Source organism: Pirellulales bacterium, from assembly GCA_019694435.1.
Classification (GTDB): domain Bacteria; phylum Planctomycetota; class Planctomycetia; order Pirellulales; family JAEUIK01; genus JAIBBZ01.
This window is the reverse complement of sequence record JAIBBZ010000001.1, coordinates 270216-286142: the sequence shown is the minus strand read 5'-3', so window position 1 is coordinate 286142 and position 15927 is coordinate 270216. Positions and strand designations below refer to the sequence as shown.

Genomic DNA, 15927 nt, shown 5'->3' with positions numbered 1-15927 from the left:
CGAGGCCCGCATTTCTGGGTGCGTGGCCGGCTTGTCTATCGGTGTTCTTGCACCGCGCGTTCGTCTGTCGCCGTTCTGCGACGCATTGCGCCCTCGGTCACTGGCAAGGTTCTGCTCTCAATGGGGCAACTTCTCAGAAAGGCGGTTGGGTTATGTGGAGGAACGTTTGGATCGCTTGCGGGGCGCTGTTGCTTGGGGGGATGTTGGGATCGTCGGCCCTGGCTCAACAGCAATTCGGAATGCGTGATGCGGGCGCCAAGATGCGCGGTGCGTATCCGCGGATGATGGACGCCAATCGAGGCCGTGGTTCGTATGCCAACCGCGCTTATCCGCGGTCGTATTCGACCACGACGCCGATGGTGGTGCGGGTCGCTCCGGCCGCGCCGGCAACGGTGGCGCAAGCGCCCTCGACCCGGCAGAGTTTCTCGGTCGACCCGTCGGCGCCGACGGCCGCGCCGCAACCGGCGGCCACCATGCAGGGAACACCAGCGCATCATCACCACTATCCCGCGCCTTGTTGCCGCTGTCGGTAGCGAGTGACGCGGGAGCACGCGGCGCGGGCATGTGCCGTGTCCGCGACGACCGGTAACCGGTTGACGATCGACCCCTGACCGTGGCCACGGCCGGGGGTCGTTTCATTTTATTTCTCGGGCACGTGGTAAGACTGGCGCAGTCGGGCCAGCTCGGCGGTGAGCTGGGCCTGGATTTCCGCAACGGCCGGCTGGCCGTAGACACTCGACAGCTCGTCGGGATCGGCTTGCAGGTCGAATAGTTCCCACTCGTCGAGGCCCGGGTAGCGGATCAGCTTGTGCGTCGCGGTGCGCACGCCATAGTGCGGCTGCACCATGTGGACGGCCGGGAACTCGTAGTACTGATAGTAGATCGATTGCCGCCAATCGGCCGGCGACTCGCCGCGCAACAGGGGCAGCAGGCTGGCCCCCTGCATGTCGTCGGGCACGGCGGCACCGGCGGCGGCTAGAAACGTCTCGGCAAAATCGAGATTCTGGACCAGGTGCGTGTCTTCGCTGCCTGGCTTGACCTGGCCGGGCCAGCGGACCAACAGCGGCATCCGCAACGACTCCTCGTACATCCAGCGCTTGTCGAACCAGCCGTGTTCGCCGAGGAAGAAGCCCTGGTCGGAGCTGTAGACCACGAGCGTGTTGTCGGCCAATCCGGTGCGGTCGAGATAGTCGAGTACGCGGCCGACCGCGTCGTCGACGGCCGCGACACAGCGCAGATAGTCCTTGATGTAGCGCTGGTACTTCCAACGCACGAGCGCCTGGCCCTCGGGCGGCGCGGCGCGGAACTTCTCGTTATCGGCCTTGTAGGCGGCGTCCCAGGCGGCGCGCTCGTCGGGCGTGAGGTTGCCCAGCGGCTTGAGCTTGAGATCGACCTCGTTGAGATCGCGGGCAATCATCATTTCCTGTTGCCGGGCCGCGGTCGTGCGCCCGGCGTAGTCGTCGAACAATGTCGGCGGCTCGGGCAGATCGTCGCGAAACCGGCCGTAGTATTCGGGACCAGGGGTCCATTCGCGATGCGGGGCCTTGTGCCAGTAGCAAAGAAAGAACGGCTTCGCCGGATCACGCTGCTGTTGGAGCCAGTCGAGCGCGCGGTCGGTGATGATCTGGGTCGTATAGCCGGCGATCTTTTCGGGCCCGTGATCGGTTTTGAATTCTGGGTTGTAATAGGTGCCTTGGCCGCCGGCGCCCGACAACACGGCCCATTGGTCGAAGCCGGTGGGGTCGCTCTTGAGGTGCCATTTGCCGATCAGGGCCGTTTGATAGCCGGCGGCGCGCAGCAACTTGGCGACGTTCGGTTGATTGCCGTCGAACCGCTTGCTGTTGTCGAGCACTCCGTTGAGATGGCTGTGCTTGCCGGTCAGCACCACGGCACGGCTGGGCGCGCAGATCGAGTTCGTGCAGAAGCAGTTGCGAAAGATCATCCCTTCTTGGGCCAGACGGTCGAGGTGCGGCGTCTGGATCAGCTTCGAGCCGTAGGCGCTGATCGCCTGGGCGGCGTGGTCGTCGGAGAAAATGAACAGGATGTTCGGCCGCGCTTCGGCGGCAGCGACGGGCTCGACGAACAGGGCCAGGGCGACGGCGAGCATCGGCAGCCAGGCGGTACGCAGCATGACCGGTATCCTCGACAAACGATGAGCTCGAACCAGGACGGGGCGATCGACGGCGCTTGAGAGCATAGCCCGACGCGCCGCGCGGGGCGAGCCGGGGCGTTGGCAATCGGCGCCGGCGCGGGCTAAGCTCGACGGTCGCTTGGGCAAGAGTACCACTCCGGGGAGAGTAATCGATGCGCGGCGCGATTTGGGTGGCGGTGTTGGCCGGATTGCTGGGACAGCCTCGAATGACGCGAGCGGCGACCTACGAACTGGGGGCCGACTCGCAGCGTCACGAAGGTGTGCCGCGCGGCACCGTGACCAAGCACACCTGGAAGAGTAACGTGTTCGCCGGCACCGAGCGCGACTGGTGGTTGTACGTGCCGGCGCAATACGACGGCCAGCAGCCGGCGTGCGTGATGGTCTTCCAGGACGGCGAATGGTACGTGAACGAAGAGCGCGATTTCCGCGTGCCGGTGGTGTTCGACAACCTGATCCACCGCAAAGAGATGCCGGTCACGATCGGCATCTTCATCAACCCCGGTGTGATTCCGCCGAAGCAGCCCGGCGGCGAGCCGACCAGGAACCGCAGCTTCGAGTACGACACGCTGAGCGATCAGTACGCGCGGTTCCTGCTCGAGGAGATATTGCCTGAGGTCGCCAAGCAATACCGGTTGACCGACCAGGCGGCCGGCCGGGCGATCTGCGGGATCAGCTCGGGAGGCATCTGCGCCTGGACCGTGGCCTGGGAACGGCCCGACGCGTTCAGCAAAGTGCTTAGCCACGTCGGCAGCTTCACGAACATCCGTGGCGGCCATGTCTATCCGGCGCTGGTGCGCAAAACGCCGCCGAAGCCGATTCGCGTGTTCCTGCAAGGCGGTGCGCAGGACTTGGACAACGAGCACGGCAATTGGCCCCTGGCCAACCAGGAGATGGCCGCGGCGCTGAAGTTCGCCAAGTACGACTATCGCTTCGAGTTTGGCGAGGAAGGCCACAACGGCAAGCACGGCGGGGCCATCCTGCCCGACTCGCTGCGCTGGCTGTGGCGCGACTATCCCGGCGTGGTCTCGACGGAAACCCAGTCCAAGTAGGCCGCGTGCCCGGCGATGATTGGGAAGGCCAGCACCTCGGGCACTTCGTAAGGGTGCGCGGCGACGATTGCCCGGGCCAGCTCGTCGTACAACGCGCGCCGCGTCTTCAGGACGAGCTGCCATTCGCTGGCGTTTTCGATTGCGCCTTGCCAGCGATAGATGCTCGTCAACGGGCCGGAGATCTGCGCGCAGGCCGCGAGCCGGCGATCGACGAGCAGCCGGGCCAATTGCTCGGCGGCCGCCTGGTCGGGCAGCGTCGTGACGACTTGCAGATACTCGGGTTGTGGGGGTACGGCCATCGCTTGCTAGCATAGCCGCGCAGGCACGCGCTCGCCCAGCTTACGGCGTTGACGGCCGCGCAGTGCCGGCCGTGTCCGCGGCGCTCAAGTGACGTTGGTTGCACGCGCTCCGTCGCGCCATAATCGGCCCGCGGCACGGCAGGGAAGCCGATGTTCGACCGCGTAGCGCAAGGGAGCCACGCATGACCGAAGCCGTTGGGGACGACGGTGTCGTTTTGCTGTCGTTTGGCGATCCTGCGACCGCGTGGGACGCGGAGGCGGCCCGGGAGTTCAAGCAGGCGAGCCTGTGGCGCCGCGCGTGGCACTCTGCACGACGTTGGCACGGTGCCGCGGTTGATCTGGCCGGTGCTGCCGATCGAGCGCTCGATTGGCTGCGCAAATTCGCCACGCCGCGCGGGCTGGCGCAAAGCTACGCACCGGGATTGGGCGACCCGGTCGTGTGTCCCGGTACGACGGCCCGGGCACTGGCCACGCTGAGCACCTTCGGCGAGCAAAAACTGGCCCGGGCGCTGGCCGAGTCGCTCGTGGGGCTGCAGCGACCCGACGGCGCGCTGCCCGATGCGACCGGTCAAGTCGTTTCGCTCGTGAACACGGGCTGGCTGGTCGAAGCCGCGCTGGCGGCCGGCGATTGGTTCCCGTGCCAGGAGAGTTGGCAGCGCGCGGCCGCGTTCCTCGCCGCGCGCGTCGATCTGCGCGGCCGGCTGCTGCTGCCCAAGCGACAAGGGGGCGCGATCGACTCCTGGGCGCACCCGACGATCCATCTGGCGTGGGCGCCGGCGCTGTTGGCCGCGGCCGAGCGGGCCGGCGAGCCGCGCTGGCGCGTGGCGGGCGAGCGGCTGGTGAGCCGGTTGTTGCGCACGCACGATGTGACGGCCTGGCAGATGCCGACCCATTTGGGTCTTTGGCTGGTGCTGGCGTTGGTGCAGATGCGGATGCACACCTTGGCCAAGACCGCCATGCTGCCGCTGGTCGCCGCGATGGGGCGCGACGGTTCGCTCCGTGCGCGACGCGACGTACGCTGGACCTCGGCGCCTGGCTTGGCACTGGCGGCACAAGTCTGGGCGCGGTTGGGACAGGTCGCGCGCGCCGACGCGGCGCTCGCAGCGCTCGTGACGCATCAGTTGCCGGGCGGTGCCTTGCCGGGCAGTTGGGGCTGGCAGGCGAATTACTTTCCGGGCCGTGCGGTCACCGGTGCGGCGCTGGCGCTGCTCGACGCGGTGCACGCGCGGGTCGAGGCCGAGTTCGCGGCGGCTGCCGAAGCCATACCGTCGAAGATCGATCCGCGCGACGGCCGTGCCGCGGCGGTGCTGGCCTGGAGCGCACAACTGGCCCCGACGGCACGCGTGGCCGACCTGGGCTGCGGCCGTGGGCGTTACCTGGCGCTGCTGCGCGAGGCGCGGCCGCGAATGGCGGTTGCGGCGATGGATCTGAGCCCCGAACTGTTGAATTCCGTCCAGGGCGCTACCGAGCGACGCGTGGGCAGCCTGTTACGCGCGCCGGCGCACGACGGCGAATTCGACGCGGTGTTGGCCGTCGAATCGCTCGAGCACGCGTTGCTGCCCGAACGTGCGGTGGCCGAAATGTGCCGCATCGTGCGCCCCGGCGGCAGCGTGTTGGTGATCGACAAGGACGCCGCGTGCTGGCGGGCGAGCGAACATGCGTCGTGGGAACGGTGGTTCGTGCCCGGCGAGTTGAGCCAATGGCTCGCGCGGTATTGCGACGACGTAACTGCGCGGCCGCTGGAGCACGGTCCGCGCGGCGAGGGCCGTGGACTGTTCTGGGCGTGGACCGGCCGCAAACGCGCGGCGGCCGACGTCGGCATCGACCCTTCGACCGATCGCGGCGCGCCGCGGCGGCGCGCCGCATGACCGCGCCGCGCGGCGGCAGGGCGCTTGCACACTGCCGCGCTGGGCGATCTCGGCTACAGTGAAGCGCCTGCTGCGCCGCGCCGGTCCAGTTGCGGCGCCGTCTTCGGTTCTCCAGTGAGGTGCCAGGATCATGGAACGCTTGCTCGCGGCGGCCGTGCAAATGAATTCGCAGGCAGACCCCGCGGCAAACCTGGCCGTGGCGGAAGCGCTGGCCGGCGAAGCGCAGCGGCGCGGGGCGCAATTGGTCGTGCTCCCGGAGATGTTTCTCGCCCTGGCCCCCGCCGCCGAAATGGTCGCGATCGCCGGGGAATGGTTCGACCGGGCAGCCGCGCGGCTGGCGGCGCTCGCCCGGCGACTGCAGATCGTGCTCGTGGCGGGCAGCATCGGCGAACCGTCCGACGTGCCCGGCAAGATATTCAATACCAGCCTGGTATTCGATGCGCAGGGCGAGCGCGTGGCCAGCTATCGCAAGCTGCATTTGTTCGACGTGGATGTGCCTGGCAGGGTCTGTTATCGCGAAAGCGATTATGTGTCGCCCGGCGACCGGCTGAGCGTGACCGAAACGCCGCTGGGAAAGCTCGGGCAGTCGATTTGCTACGACCTGCGGTTTCCCGAGTTGTTTCGGGCCTTGGTCGATCGGGGAGCCGAGCTGCTGACCGTGCCCAGCGCCTTTGCCGAGGGCACCGGCCGCGATCATTGGGAGGTGCTGCTGCGGGCCCGGGCCCTTGAGAATCAACTGTTTGTGATCGCCGCGAATCAGCACGGCAGTCACCCGGCCGGCCCGGCGACTTTCGGCCGGTCGGCCATCGTCGACCCTTGGGGGACGGTGCTGGCCTGCGCGGGCGACGGCGTCGGTCTGGCGATCGCCGAGATCGACCTGGCGCGGCAGGCGAGCATCCGCGAGCGGCTCCCGGCGCTGCGGCATCGACGCATCTCGGCCACTCGATCGATCGACGGCGCGAACTGACTCACATAGCGCGCCGATTGTTAGGGTTCAATTCGTATACCAGTCGTGTAAACGAATCGCGAGCGAGCGTGCGGCCACTGCCGCACAGTGCGCCGAGGGAACGCACGACGCGCCGATTGCAAGGCCGCGACAGCAATTTTTCTGCACGTAAGTTTTTTCTGGCAAACGGATTCTTGACAACGTTGACCAGCGCTAGACAATACGACCCGACGCTCACGACAGGTTTGAGTTACGCCGAAGACCGCGCCCGAGTGTGCGGTTTTTGATAACGAATATTGCGGGTTGTTTGGCGAACGGTTACGGCTTTCGCAGTCCTCGCGAGGACTGCGGGAAGCGGTAACGTGGCGCTCGCGATGCGCCCGCAACGACTGTCGGTCCCTGGATGCAGGGAGCGTGGCCCCTGGATGTGCCGCGAGGTTTGCTCCGCAAGGAGCGAGCCCGCCGAGGCGCGGGCGACGCGAGCCACTGTTCTTCGAGCGAAAAGCTTGGGGGGCCGGAGCAAGGGACGGCAGTCGGCGGAAGCGATCCTTCGCTCCCGTGGTATGGATGCTCCCCCTGAGTTCTTTTTGCCTGACCCTGACGAGGTTCAGGCGCGCGTCTCTTGAGATCGGGCGGCTGTCGCGATGATTCGCGCCCTGGTGGCCCTTGGATCGAGCCTGGGAGACCGCTCGGCCACGCTCGACGCTGCCGTTGCCGCCTGCGAGGAAGTGCCCGGGCTGCGCGTCCTGGCATGCAGCCGGTGGTGGGCGACGCGCGGCGTGGGGGGGACCGCTCCACAGAGCGAGTTTCTCAATGGCGCGCTCGTGGCCGAGACCAGTCTGACGCCGCACGAGTTGCTCGGGCGACTGCAAGTCGTGGAACAGCGGCTGGGGCGCACGCGCGACCGGCGTTGGGCACCGCGCACGCTCGACCTGGATTTGCTGCTCTATGGCGATGTGGTGATTGAGACGCCGCGGTTGGAAGTGCCGCATCCGCGGATGTCGTTCCGGCGATTCGTGCTCGATCCGGCGTGCGAGGTGGCGGCCGAGATGCTGCATCCCGTTTGCCGGCAGTCGCTAGACGAGCTGCGCGCGGCACTCGATCGGCGTCCCCGTTGGGCGGCCGTGATTGGCCCCACGCGCACCGAATGCGAAGAATTGGCCGAACGAGCCGCGGCGGCCATCGGAGGCCGGCACGTTGCCGTTGCCGAAGTGGGAAGCTGGTCCGATGCTAGCGGCGTCGATCGCTGGTCGCTGTGCAGCGATTGGCGGCCGGGCGCCTCAGCGGACTTGCCCGCGGATGAGCGGTGCTGGCCGGTGCTGTGCGCGTTCGTGGCCGATGCGCCGGCGGCGAACGCGGTGCCGTTGGTGGTCGATCAGGCTGGGGTGTTGCGCGCCCCGGGGCCGCTGTTACGATTGGCGCCCGGAGAACGCGAGCAAGCCGTGATCGAACTCGTGGCCGCGCTGCAGGCGGCCGTGCCGGAGAGCTGAGACGCAGGGTGGTGCAAGTGAGCGAGCGAGAGCTGCCCGAGGTGGTGCACGAGCTGCCGGCGCTGCGCGCCGCGGTGCAGGCAGCGCGGCAGGCGGGACGCCGCGTCGGCTGTGTGCCGACCATGGGGGCGCTGCATGCCGGGCACGTCAGCCTGGTGGAAGCGGCGCGGCGCGATTGCGAATTCGTCGTGGTCAGCATCTTCGTGAACCCCACGCAGTTTGGCCCGCACGAAGACTTCACCAAGTATCCGCGCGAGCTGGCCAGCGATTGCCGCAAGCTTGCCGGCCACGGTGCCGACCTGGTTTACGCGCCGGCCGCCGACGCGATGTACGGCCCTGGACATGCGCTGTATGTCGAGGTCGGGGGCGTGACCGAGCCGCTCGAAGGCGAATGTCGGCCCGGCCATTTTCGCGGCGTGGCGACGGTGGTGCTCAAGCTGTTCAACCGGGTGCAGCCCGACCGCGCTTATTTCGGCCAGAAGGACTTTCAGCAGGCGTTGTTGATCCGGCGGCTGGTGGCTGATTTCGACTTGCCAATCGAGGTGATTGTCTGCCCGATCGTGCGCGAGCCGGACGGCCTGGCCATGAGCTCGCGCAACGCGTATCTCGATGGCGAGGCGCGTCAAAAGGCGCTCGTTCTGTCGCGCAGCCTGCAGTTGGCCGCGGACCTCGTGGCGGCCGGCGAGCGGCGCCCGGAAGCGGTGCTGGCGCGGATGCGGGCCCTTTACGACGGGCTCGCGCAGGTCGAGATCGACTATCTGGCGCTGGCCGATCGCGAGACGCTGGCGCCGGTCGCGACGATCGACGCGCGGACGGTGGCCCTGGTCGCGGTGCGCGTGCACGGAACGCGGCTGATCGACAACCTGGTGCTGGAGCCCGGCGCCAGGATCGTGTGACCCGTGCGCCGGGCGAGTTTTCTTGAACCCACGGATGAGCCATGCAGCAGACGTTGTTGTTCATTCCGCGTGAGCTGAGCGGGATTCCGCTATTCGGCTTCGGCTGGTTGTTGGCCGTGTGGGCCGTGTTCAGCGTGATCGTGCTGGTCCGCGCGGTGCGCCGGCAAGGCTGGACGCCCGACACCTGGGGCTGGCTGCCGGTGTTGCTGCTGGTCGGGGCGGCGATCGGCTGGCTGGGTCCGCGGTTGATTCAGCCCCAGGGGCTGCCGATCCGCGGGTTCGGCACGATGTTGTTGTTGGCGATCGTCTCGGCCGTGGCCTTGGCGACGTGGCGCGCGCGGCGCAGCGGCTGGGACCCCGAGGTGATTTACTCGCTGGCGTTCTGGGTCTGCATCGCGGGCATTCTCGGCGCGCGGATTTTCTACATCGTCGAATATTGGGAAGACTTTCGCGCGGAAGGGATCGCCAGCACGCTCGCCGATCTGCTGAACATCGCGCAGGGTGGCATTGTCTTCTACGGTTCGGTCATCGGCGGCGCGATCGCAGCCTTGGTGTTCGTACGGTTGTTCAACTTGCCGACGCTGGCGCTGGGCGACTTGATCGCGCCGAGCGTGGCCCTGGGCATCGGGCTAGGGCGCGTCGGCTGTTTCCTCAACGGCTGTTGCTATGGGGGCGTAACCGATCTGCCGTGGGCGGTGCGGTTTCCCGAGGGCAGCCCGGCGCACATGGCACAGGTGAAAAGCGGTCAGGCCTTCTTGGAGGGTTTGAAACTCGAGCTGCCGTACACGGGCCCCGCCATCGTGCGCGCGATCGCGCCAGGTTCGCCCGCCGCGGCGTCGGGGTTGCAGACAGGCGAGCAGATCGTCGAGATCAACGGCGTGCCCATTCGCGAAACGCGCGAAGCCTGGCAAGCCTTGTTGCGCGCCGGGGATGCCGGCGCGACGTTGCAGGTGCGCGCCGCGGGGCGCGGATTGGCGTACACGTGGAAATCGGCGCCCCGTGCCAGCGCCAGTCTGCCGGTGCATCCAACCCAGCTCTATAGCGTCGTCGGCGGCACGCTGATCTGCTTGTTCTTGCTCGCCTACGAGCCGCTGCGCCGCCGTGACGGCGAGCTGCTGGCCTGGCTGGCGACGCTGTATCCGATCGAGCGTTTTCTGGTCGAGATCTTACGCGACGACGAATCGGCCATTTGGAACACGGGCCTGACCGTGTCGCAGAACATCAGCCTGGCCCTGTTTCTGGTGGGCCTGGGGCTGTGGCTGTTGCTGCGCACGCGTCCGCTCGGATCGGTGCGAGCGCTGACGCCGGCGGTTTGAGATCGCCAGCCGAGGGCAGTGCCGCGTCCACACGTTCAGGCGAGGACTTCGTCGATCACCTCGGCGTCGACCAGCGGCAGCGGGCGGCCGAGCGTGTCGTGAACAATCTGGCGATGGTCGATGCCCAGCAGGTGATACATCGTCGCCAGGAGTTGCTTGGGGCTCACCGGGCGATCGACGACTTCGGCGCCGCGCTTGTCCGATGCGCCGAGCACGAAGCCGCGCTTGACGCCGGCGCCGGCGATCATCGAAGTGTAGACGCTCGACCAATGGTCGCGCCCGGCCTGCCCGTTGATTTGCGGCGTGCGCCCGTGTTCGCTCGTACAGACCACGGCCACGTCGTCGAGCAGACCTCGGGTCTCGAGATCGAGGAGCAGCCCGGAGAAGCCGTGGTCGAAGCCGGGGCACAGGGCCTTGCGCATCCGCTCGAAATGGTTGTAGTGCGTGTCCCAGGCGTGGCCTGCCAGGCCGAACTCGTCCCAAAAGACGGTCACGACGCGGCTACCGGCCTCGACGAGGCGGCGCGCGGCGAGGCAGGCCTGGCCAAAAAGCGTGTGGCCGTACAGCTCGCGGACGTCGGGCGCCTCGCGGCGCAGGTCGAGCGCGTCGCGGAGCTGTGGCGATTGCAGCATGGCGAAGGCCATCTGCTGGTAGCGGTCGAGCTGCGTGCTGGCCGCGGTGGCCTCGACGCGTGGCCGCGTGTGGTCGAGTTGCTCGAGCAGCGAACGGCGGCGGTCGAGCCGGTCGAGCGTCACGTCGTCGGCCAGGGCCGTGGCCGAGGGGACGTAGAAATAGCTGTCCGGCGCGAGGCCCATGTAGGGATCGTTGTCGTTGAACCGCAACTGGTTGAGCACCATCGGCAGCCCGCGCGTGGCGGCGCCGACATAGTCGGTCCAGACCGGGTTGTATTGCTTGCCCAGAAACGCCGCGTAGGGGCCCGCGCGTGGCACCTCGCCGATGCGCCGCGTGCTCATCGGAAAGGGCAGGGCGATGTTCCGCGGCACGGCGCGCGGCCGGCCCACTCCGCTGGTGGTGTCGTTGCGCTGTTCGACGTAGTCGACCACCGAGCCGAAGAACGGCCAATGACGCGTATCGTTGGGCGCCAGCTCCATGGCGACTTCCATCGTCGGGATGCCGGTCAGCGCAAAGGCGACACCGTGGATCGGGTAAGGGTGCGTCATCGAGCGGATGACGGTCGTGCGATCCATCACCCGGGCCAGCTTGGGCAACAGCTCGCACACGTCGCAGCCGGGCAGGCTCGAAGGAATGCCGCCGAACTCGCCGCGGATCTCCACGGGCGCGTGCGGCTTCATGTCGGCCCATTCCAATTGGCTGGGCGAGCCGTAGAGATGGATCAGGATGACCGCCTTGGCGCGACCGAACGTCGCCGGGCGAGGCTCGTTCGAAGTGGCGGCCGCGGCCTGCAAACGCAGCACGTCGGGCAGCGCCAGGCCGGCCAGCCCCAAGCCGCCGGCGCGGAGCAAATCGCGGCGGGTCAGGCCTTCGCAAAGCGTGCGCGTCGAACCGAGAATGCGAAACATAGGGCGGTTTCCGAGGCGGGCTGCCCCCTATCGTACCACTGGCCACGAGGCCTGGACCAGTGAAGCCGGTCGAGGGTCAACGGCCGGTGGCATGAGGCCCCCCAAAAAGTTGCAGCGGGTCCGGGGCCGGCCTAGGATGGGACTTCTTGCGGCGAGGCATCGCGACAAGGTCGCGGTGACCCGCCCTGGGACCGAGGAGAGACGCTCGTGACACCGATCTGGCGGACCTGCTAGGGGACTGCCAACTTCTTCGTTCTGCCGGTGGCGCGGTTGCCCCAGGGCCCGTGTCCAGCTTGCCGGTCGATCGGTGTCCGGATCGCAAATCGCGCTGTCGTGGAGGCTCGCGCGGTTTCGCCCGCATGTTCCCCCTGCAATTCGATCGTTCGCCGTTCGGTGCGCTGGCGGTTACGGATCGCACGTTTTCTGGGGAGCAAGCAAATGACCGACGGTCGCGCGGTGGCGCTACGGATTCTTCTGGGGGCCTGGTTCGCAGGCCTGGTAATGCTTCTTGGCCCGCTGTATGCACAGCGGGCGCTGGCCGACGCGGGCGATCCGCCGATCGTCAATGTGCCCGCCTTCGAGTCGGCTCTCGCCGTTCCGCCAGGTTTCATCCAGGGATCGAAGTGGGGCTCGGCGACGATGGGGACCGGTGCCGTGGTGACGTACAGCTACGACACCAGCCAGGGGAGCGAAGTCGCGCTCGACAGCTTCATGCCGGCCGGCTACCGGACGTACATCGGTCAAGCCCTGTCGGCCTGGTCGGACGTGGCCGACATCCAATTTGTCGAGGTGCCCTCGGGCGGCGACTTGCGGCTGGTCGGCGGCGCGATCGACGGGCCTGGGTCGGTCGGCGCGAATGCCACGTATCCCGACGCCGGCTACAACCGCGTGCGGTTCGACTCGGGCAACGATTGGTACATCAACCCCGACGGGACGAACAACATCCGCGAGATCACGATGCACGAGCTGGGCCATGCGATCGGCCTGCTGCATCCGCCGGGGATCCTAGCGCGGATGGATCACCACGTGACCAACGCCTTTCAAGGCTTGCTGCCGACCGACGTCGCGGCGATTCAGGCCGTCTATGGCCCGGCTCTCGGTTCCGACCCGAGCGACTACATGCCCGGCGACATCACGCAGTTCACGATCCTGCCGAGCAGCAGTCTCCGGGTACAGGTCCAGCTCGATCCGTTCATCAACTTGACCCGTACGACGCGCATCAGCGGGTCGCTCGATACCGGGCTGGTACTGGCCGGCGATGGCTCGCCCAGCGCCTTCACGGTCTACGGCGCCGACGCCGCGCTCACCGACACGACATTCACGGTCAATACTTCGGCCATCCAGGCCCAGGTGCTGTTCAGCGGGCTGGAGGGCGATCTGCTCAGCACCGATTGGTTCGGTCCGTCGGGCCACTTGACGCCGGTCGTCGGAGGTAATTTCTCGCCGCTGGCCGTGATCCTGGGGCTCGTCGGCGGCGAGGCCAGCTACGACGTACAATCGGCCATCCTGGGTTTGGACGAGTCGGGCCTGTTCAACTTCGAGTACGTCAATACGACCGGCGCGGGTCCGCAGTCGTTCAAGCCGTTCGACGATGGGCAGATCGGCCACCTCACGCGCAACGGCTCGGTGGTCGATCTCGAGTTGCCGATCCGCGTCGAAACGACACTCGACCTGCCTTCGCCGATCGGCGACGTGCCCGTGACGATCCGCGCACGCGGCACGATCTTCGCCCAGGCGATCGTGCCCGAGCCGAGTACGTGGGTGTTGGCCGTCAGCGGAGTCGCCGCGCTGGGGCTCGCCCTGCGGCGGCGCCGTCGGCTTTAGGCCTGCGCTCAATCGGTCGGGGGCTTCCAGTTGCCGCTCCGCGGCTGGGCGACGGTCCAGGGGCAAGTGTCGCCCGATTGTGCCTCGAGCGCGAGCAGCTCGCCGCGCAGGCGTTCCAGAGTGGCCGCGTGCTCGGGGCGCCCGGCCAGATCGTCGATCTCGTCCGGGTCGGCCTGCAGATCGAAGAGTTGCGTGCGGTCGATCTGCGGATAGCGAATCAGCTTGAAACGCTCGTCGCAGACGGCGCGCTGGACGTCGCGATAGGCCAGCAGCAGCGTCTCGCGCACGCGCGGCGCCTGCCCGGTGAGCAGGGGGGCCAGGCTGCGGCCGTCGAGGTCGGGCGGCGTCGGTAGCCCCGCCAGATCGCAACACGTCGGCAACAGGTCGTGCAGATAGACCAGCGCCGGCGAGCTGCCGTGGGCGATGCCGGGTCCGGCGATGACGAGCGGCACGCGCATCCCGGCCTCGTACAGGTTTTGCTTGCCCAGCAGCCCGTGGCTGCCCAGCGCCAGGCCCTGGTCCGACGAAAAAATCACGATCGTGTTTTCGGTCAGCTCGAGCTCGTCGAGTGCGGCCAGGAGCCGGCCGATGTGCGCGTCGAGGCCGGTGATGACGGCGCAATAATCGTGCCAATGTCGGCGGATTTCGTCGGGCGTGCGCGGCCACGGGGCGAGACGCTCGTCGCGGACGGTCATTTCGCCGTTGTCAAAGGGATGCAGCGGCAGGAAGTTCGCCGGCAGCGGCAGCGCGGCGTGCCGATATCGGGCCATCAGCTCGGGCGCCGCCACGCGCGGATCGTGCGGCGAAGCGAAGGCGAGATACATGAAGAACGGCTGTCGTTCGAAACGCGGGCGATTGTCGCGCAGGAATTCGACCGCGGCGTCGGCGATGGCCTGGCCCGGCTGGCCCGAGCGACGATCGGTCTCGTCGTTGTCGAGGTAGCGATTGGTCTGGAACAAAGCTTGAATCGCCGGCGCCGTGTTGCCGCGCTTGCCGTAGTGATAGGTGACGTATCCGGCCGCGTTGAACACCGCGGGAAAATTGGGGTCCTCGGCGCGGGCCGCCTGGCCAAAGCGAAACCAGGTCCGGCCCGAGAGCAGCATGTTGCGGCTGGGCAGGCAGACGGCCGCGCTGTTGCCGCCCAGGCAATAGGCCCGCTGGAAGGCGAAGCCGCGCTCGACGAGACGGTCGAGGTGCGGCGTCTGAACGAACGCGCCCCCCAGGGCGTGGACCGTGTCGGCGCGCTGATCGTCGGTCAGCAGCAAGAGGATGTTGGGGCGCGGCGCTGCCGCCTGCGCCAGGACGCTCGACAGGAGCAGGCCGCACGCCGCAAGCAAGATGCGAAACATGAGCGGGTCTCTCGTCTTCGGCGGCGGTCAGGTACCGGCGAAAAACAGCTTCGCCGCGGTGTCATGCAGCAGCGCGCGTCGATCGGCGGCGGAGAGGAAATCCAGCCGGTCGCGCACCAGCTCGATTGATTGCAAGTAGGTGTGGCTATCGACCTGGTAGGGGCAGTCCGTGGCCCACATCAGTCGTTGGGGGCCAAACGCGTCGACCAACCGGCGGATCATCGGGACCAGGTCGGTGTAAGGCGGCTGCTTGCGGCCCAGCGCGTAAAACGCCGAGACTTTGACGTAGGTCTTCGCATGCCGCGCCAGGGCACAAAGTTGTGCGAGTTCGGCCTCGCGGATCTGGCCGTCGATGCCGACTCGGCCGAAATGGTCGATCACGACCGGCGTGTCGGGAAACTGGCCGCACATGCGGTCGATAGCCGGCAGGGCGCCGGGATTGACGAGGCAGCACATCGCCTGGCCGGATTCGGCGCCCGTGCGCCACATCTGTTGCATGCCCGCCCCGTCGAGCCAGCGGTCGACCGGTCGATTGCGCGGGTAGATGCGAAAGCCGCGGACGCCGCGCGGGAGCAGGTCGCGCATGGTCGCGGCGGCGTTGGCAGCGTCGTCGTCGATGACGGCGACGCCGGCGAACGCACCTTGAGCTTCGCGAATGCAATCCAGCATGTACGAGTTGTCAAAGCCGTAAAAGCTCATCTGGATCAGCACGACGCGCGTTACGCCGCAGGGCCGCGCATGGCTCCAAAGCTGCTCGGGCGTGAAGCTGGCCGGGCGCATCTCTTCGCGCCGGTAGCCGCCGGCGAGCGGATAGCGCGTCGTGTCGGGCGTCCAGACGTGAACGTGGGCATCGACGTAGCCGTGGTCTTCCGCTGCAGGCTCGGCGGCTTGAGCCAACGTGCGCTGCGCCGGATCGAACGTTGCCGCGAGCGCAAGGCTGGCCAGGTGACGAGTGGTCGTGCAGAGGACCTCGCGGCGAGGGACGCGCCGGGCGGACGCGGCAATTCGGACGTCGGATTGCACGGGACCTGAGGGTTCGAAAGGCGGTTGCACGACGGATGCTCCTGGCACGAATTGCTGGCAGCGACCGCACTTTGCGCCGGTACGTTCGCCGCAAGTCTGGTGATGATAACAGGTTGGCCGTGGGGCTGCAGTTTGACAGCGGGCCGGGAAATCGAGGAAGATTGCCGCTGGAAA

At 67.6% G+C, this 15927-nt stretch carries 13 protein-coding genes; 7 read left to right on the top strand and 6 right to left on the bottom strand.

From position 1 onward, the window contains the following. Nucleotides 1-325 precede the first annotated feature (325 nt). Both K1X74_01125 and K1X74_01120 read right to left on the bottom strand, forming a co-directional pair. Nucleotides 326-475 carry a hypothetical protein gene (locus K1X74_01125; GenBank protein MBX7164924.1) on the bottom strand — a complete coding sequence of 50 codons (150 nt, stop codon included), beginning with the start codon at nt 473-475 and terminating at the stop codon, nt 326-328. A gap of 165 nt (nt 476-640) precedes the next feature. Beyond that, a complete protein-coding gene (locus tag K1X74_01120; protein ID MBX7164923.1) occupies nt 641-2107 on the bottom strand; it encodes a sulfatase in 1467 nt (488 codons plus the stop codon). Nucleotides 2108-2304: 197 nt separating this feature from the next. Between K1X74_01120 and K1X74_01115 the strand changes: the two genes are divergently transcribed. After that, nucleotides 2305-3201 carry an esterase family protein gene (locus K1X74_01115; GenBank protein ID MBX7164922.1) on the top strand — a complete coding sequence of 299 codons (897 nt, stop codon included), beginning with the start codon at nt 2305-2307 and terminating at the stop codon, nt 3199-3201. On the opposite strand, the gene K1X74_01110 is transcribed toward K1X74_01115, so the two are convergent. Then, the gene (locus K1X74_01110; protein MBX7164921.1) at nt 3162-3500 is read right to left on the bottom strand and encodes a divalent-cation tolerance protein CutA; all 339 of its coding nucleotides are present in this window, start codon (nt 3498-3500) and stop codon (nt 3162-3164) included. The two genes, K1X74_01115 and K1X74_01110, sit on opposite strands and share 40 nt — an antisense overlap. Before the next feature lie 182 nt (nt 3501-3682). Here K1X74_01110 and K1X74_01105 point away from each other — a divergent pair, with 182 nt between their 5' ends. The 5 genes from K1X74_01105 to K1X74_01085 all read left to right on the top strand — a co-directional run bounded on the left by K1X74_01105 (nt 3683) and on the right by K1X74_01085 (nt 10016). Next, nucleotides 3683-5368, top strand: a complete 1686-nt coding sequence (locus K1X74_01105) for a class I SAM-dependent methyltransferase (protein ID MBX7164920.1) — start codon at nt 3683-3685, stop codon at nt 5366-5368. 130 nt (nt 5369-5498) lie between these two features. After that, nucleotides 5499-6335, top strand: coding sequence for a carbon-nitrogen hydrolase family protein (locus tag K1X74_01100; GenBank protein MBX7164919.1), 837 nt, complete (start codon nt 5499-5501; stop codon nt 6333-6335). Between the two features lie 623 nt (nt 6336-6958). After that, nucleotides 6959-7804: a 2-amino-4-hydroxy-6-hydroxymethyldihydropteridine diphosphokinase gene (folK, locus tag K1X74_01095; GenBank protein MBX7164918.1), complete on the top strand. Its 846-nt coding sequence runs from the start codon at nt 6959-6961 to the stop codon at nt 7802-7804. Between the two features lie 41 nt (nt 7805-7845). After that, the gene (gene panC / locus K1X74_01090) at nt 7846-8700 is read left to right on the top strand and encodes a pantoate--beta-alanine ligase (protein MBX7164917.1); all 855 of its coding nucleotides are present in this window, start codon (nt 7846-7848) and stop codon (nt 8698-8700) included. Nucleotides 8701-8741: 41 nt separating this feature from the next. After that, a complete protein-coding gene (locus K1X74_01085) occupies nt 8742-10016 on the top strand; it encodes a prolipoprotein diacylglyceryl transferase (protein MBX7164916.1) in 1275 nt (424 codons plus the stop codon). Nucleotides 10017-10051: 35 nt separating this feature from the next. On the opposite strand, the gene K1X74_01080 is transcribed toward K1X74_01085, so the two are convergent. After that, complete coding sequence (locus K1X74_01080; GenBank protein ID MBX7164915.1) at nt 10052-11557, bottom strand: DUF1501 domain-containing protein; 1506 nt, start codon at nt 11555-11557, stop codon at nt 10052-10054. A 438-nt stretch (nt 11558-11995) separates the two neighbouring features. Here K1X74_01080 and K1X74_01075 point away from each other — a divergent pair, with 438 nt between their 5' ends. Then, a complete protein-coding gene (locus K1X74_01075; protein ID MBX7164914.1) occupies nt 11996-13381 on the top strand; it encodes a matrixin family metalloprotease in 1386 nt (461 codons plus the stop codon). A gap of 8 nt (nt 13382-13389) precedes the next feature. On the opposite strand, the gene K1X74_01070 is transcribed toward K1X74_01075, so the two are convergent. Together K1X74_01070 and K1X74_01065 are read right to left on the bottom strand one after the other, a co-directional pair. Then, entirely contained in the window at nt 13390-14730 is a 1341-nt protein-coding gene (locus K1X74_01070) for a sulfatase-like hydrolase/transferase (protein ID MBX7164913.1), read from the bottom strand. Between the two features lie 27 nt (nt 14731-14757). Then, nucleotides 14758-15783 (bottom strand): amidohydrolase family protein, encoded by a 1026-nt coding sequence (locus K1X74_01065; protein ID MBX7164912.1) that lies wholly within the window; start codon nt 15781-15783, stop codon nt 14758-14760. Nucleotides 15784-15927 lie beyond the last annotated feature (144 nt).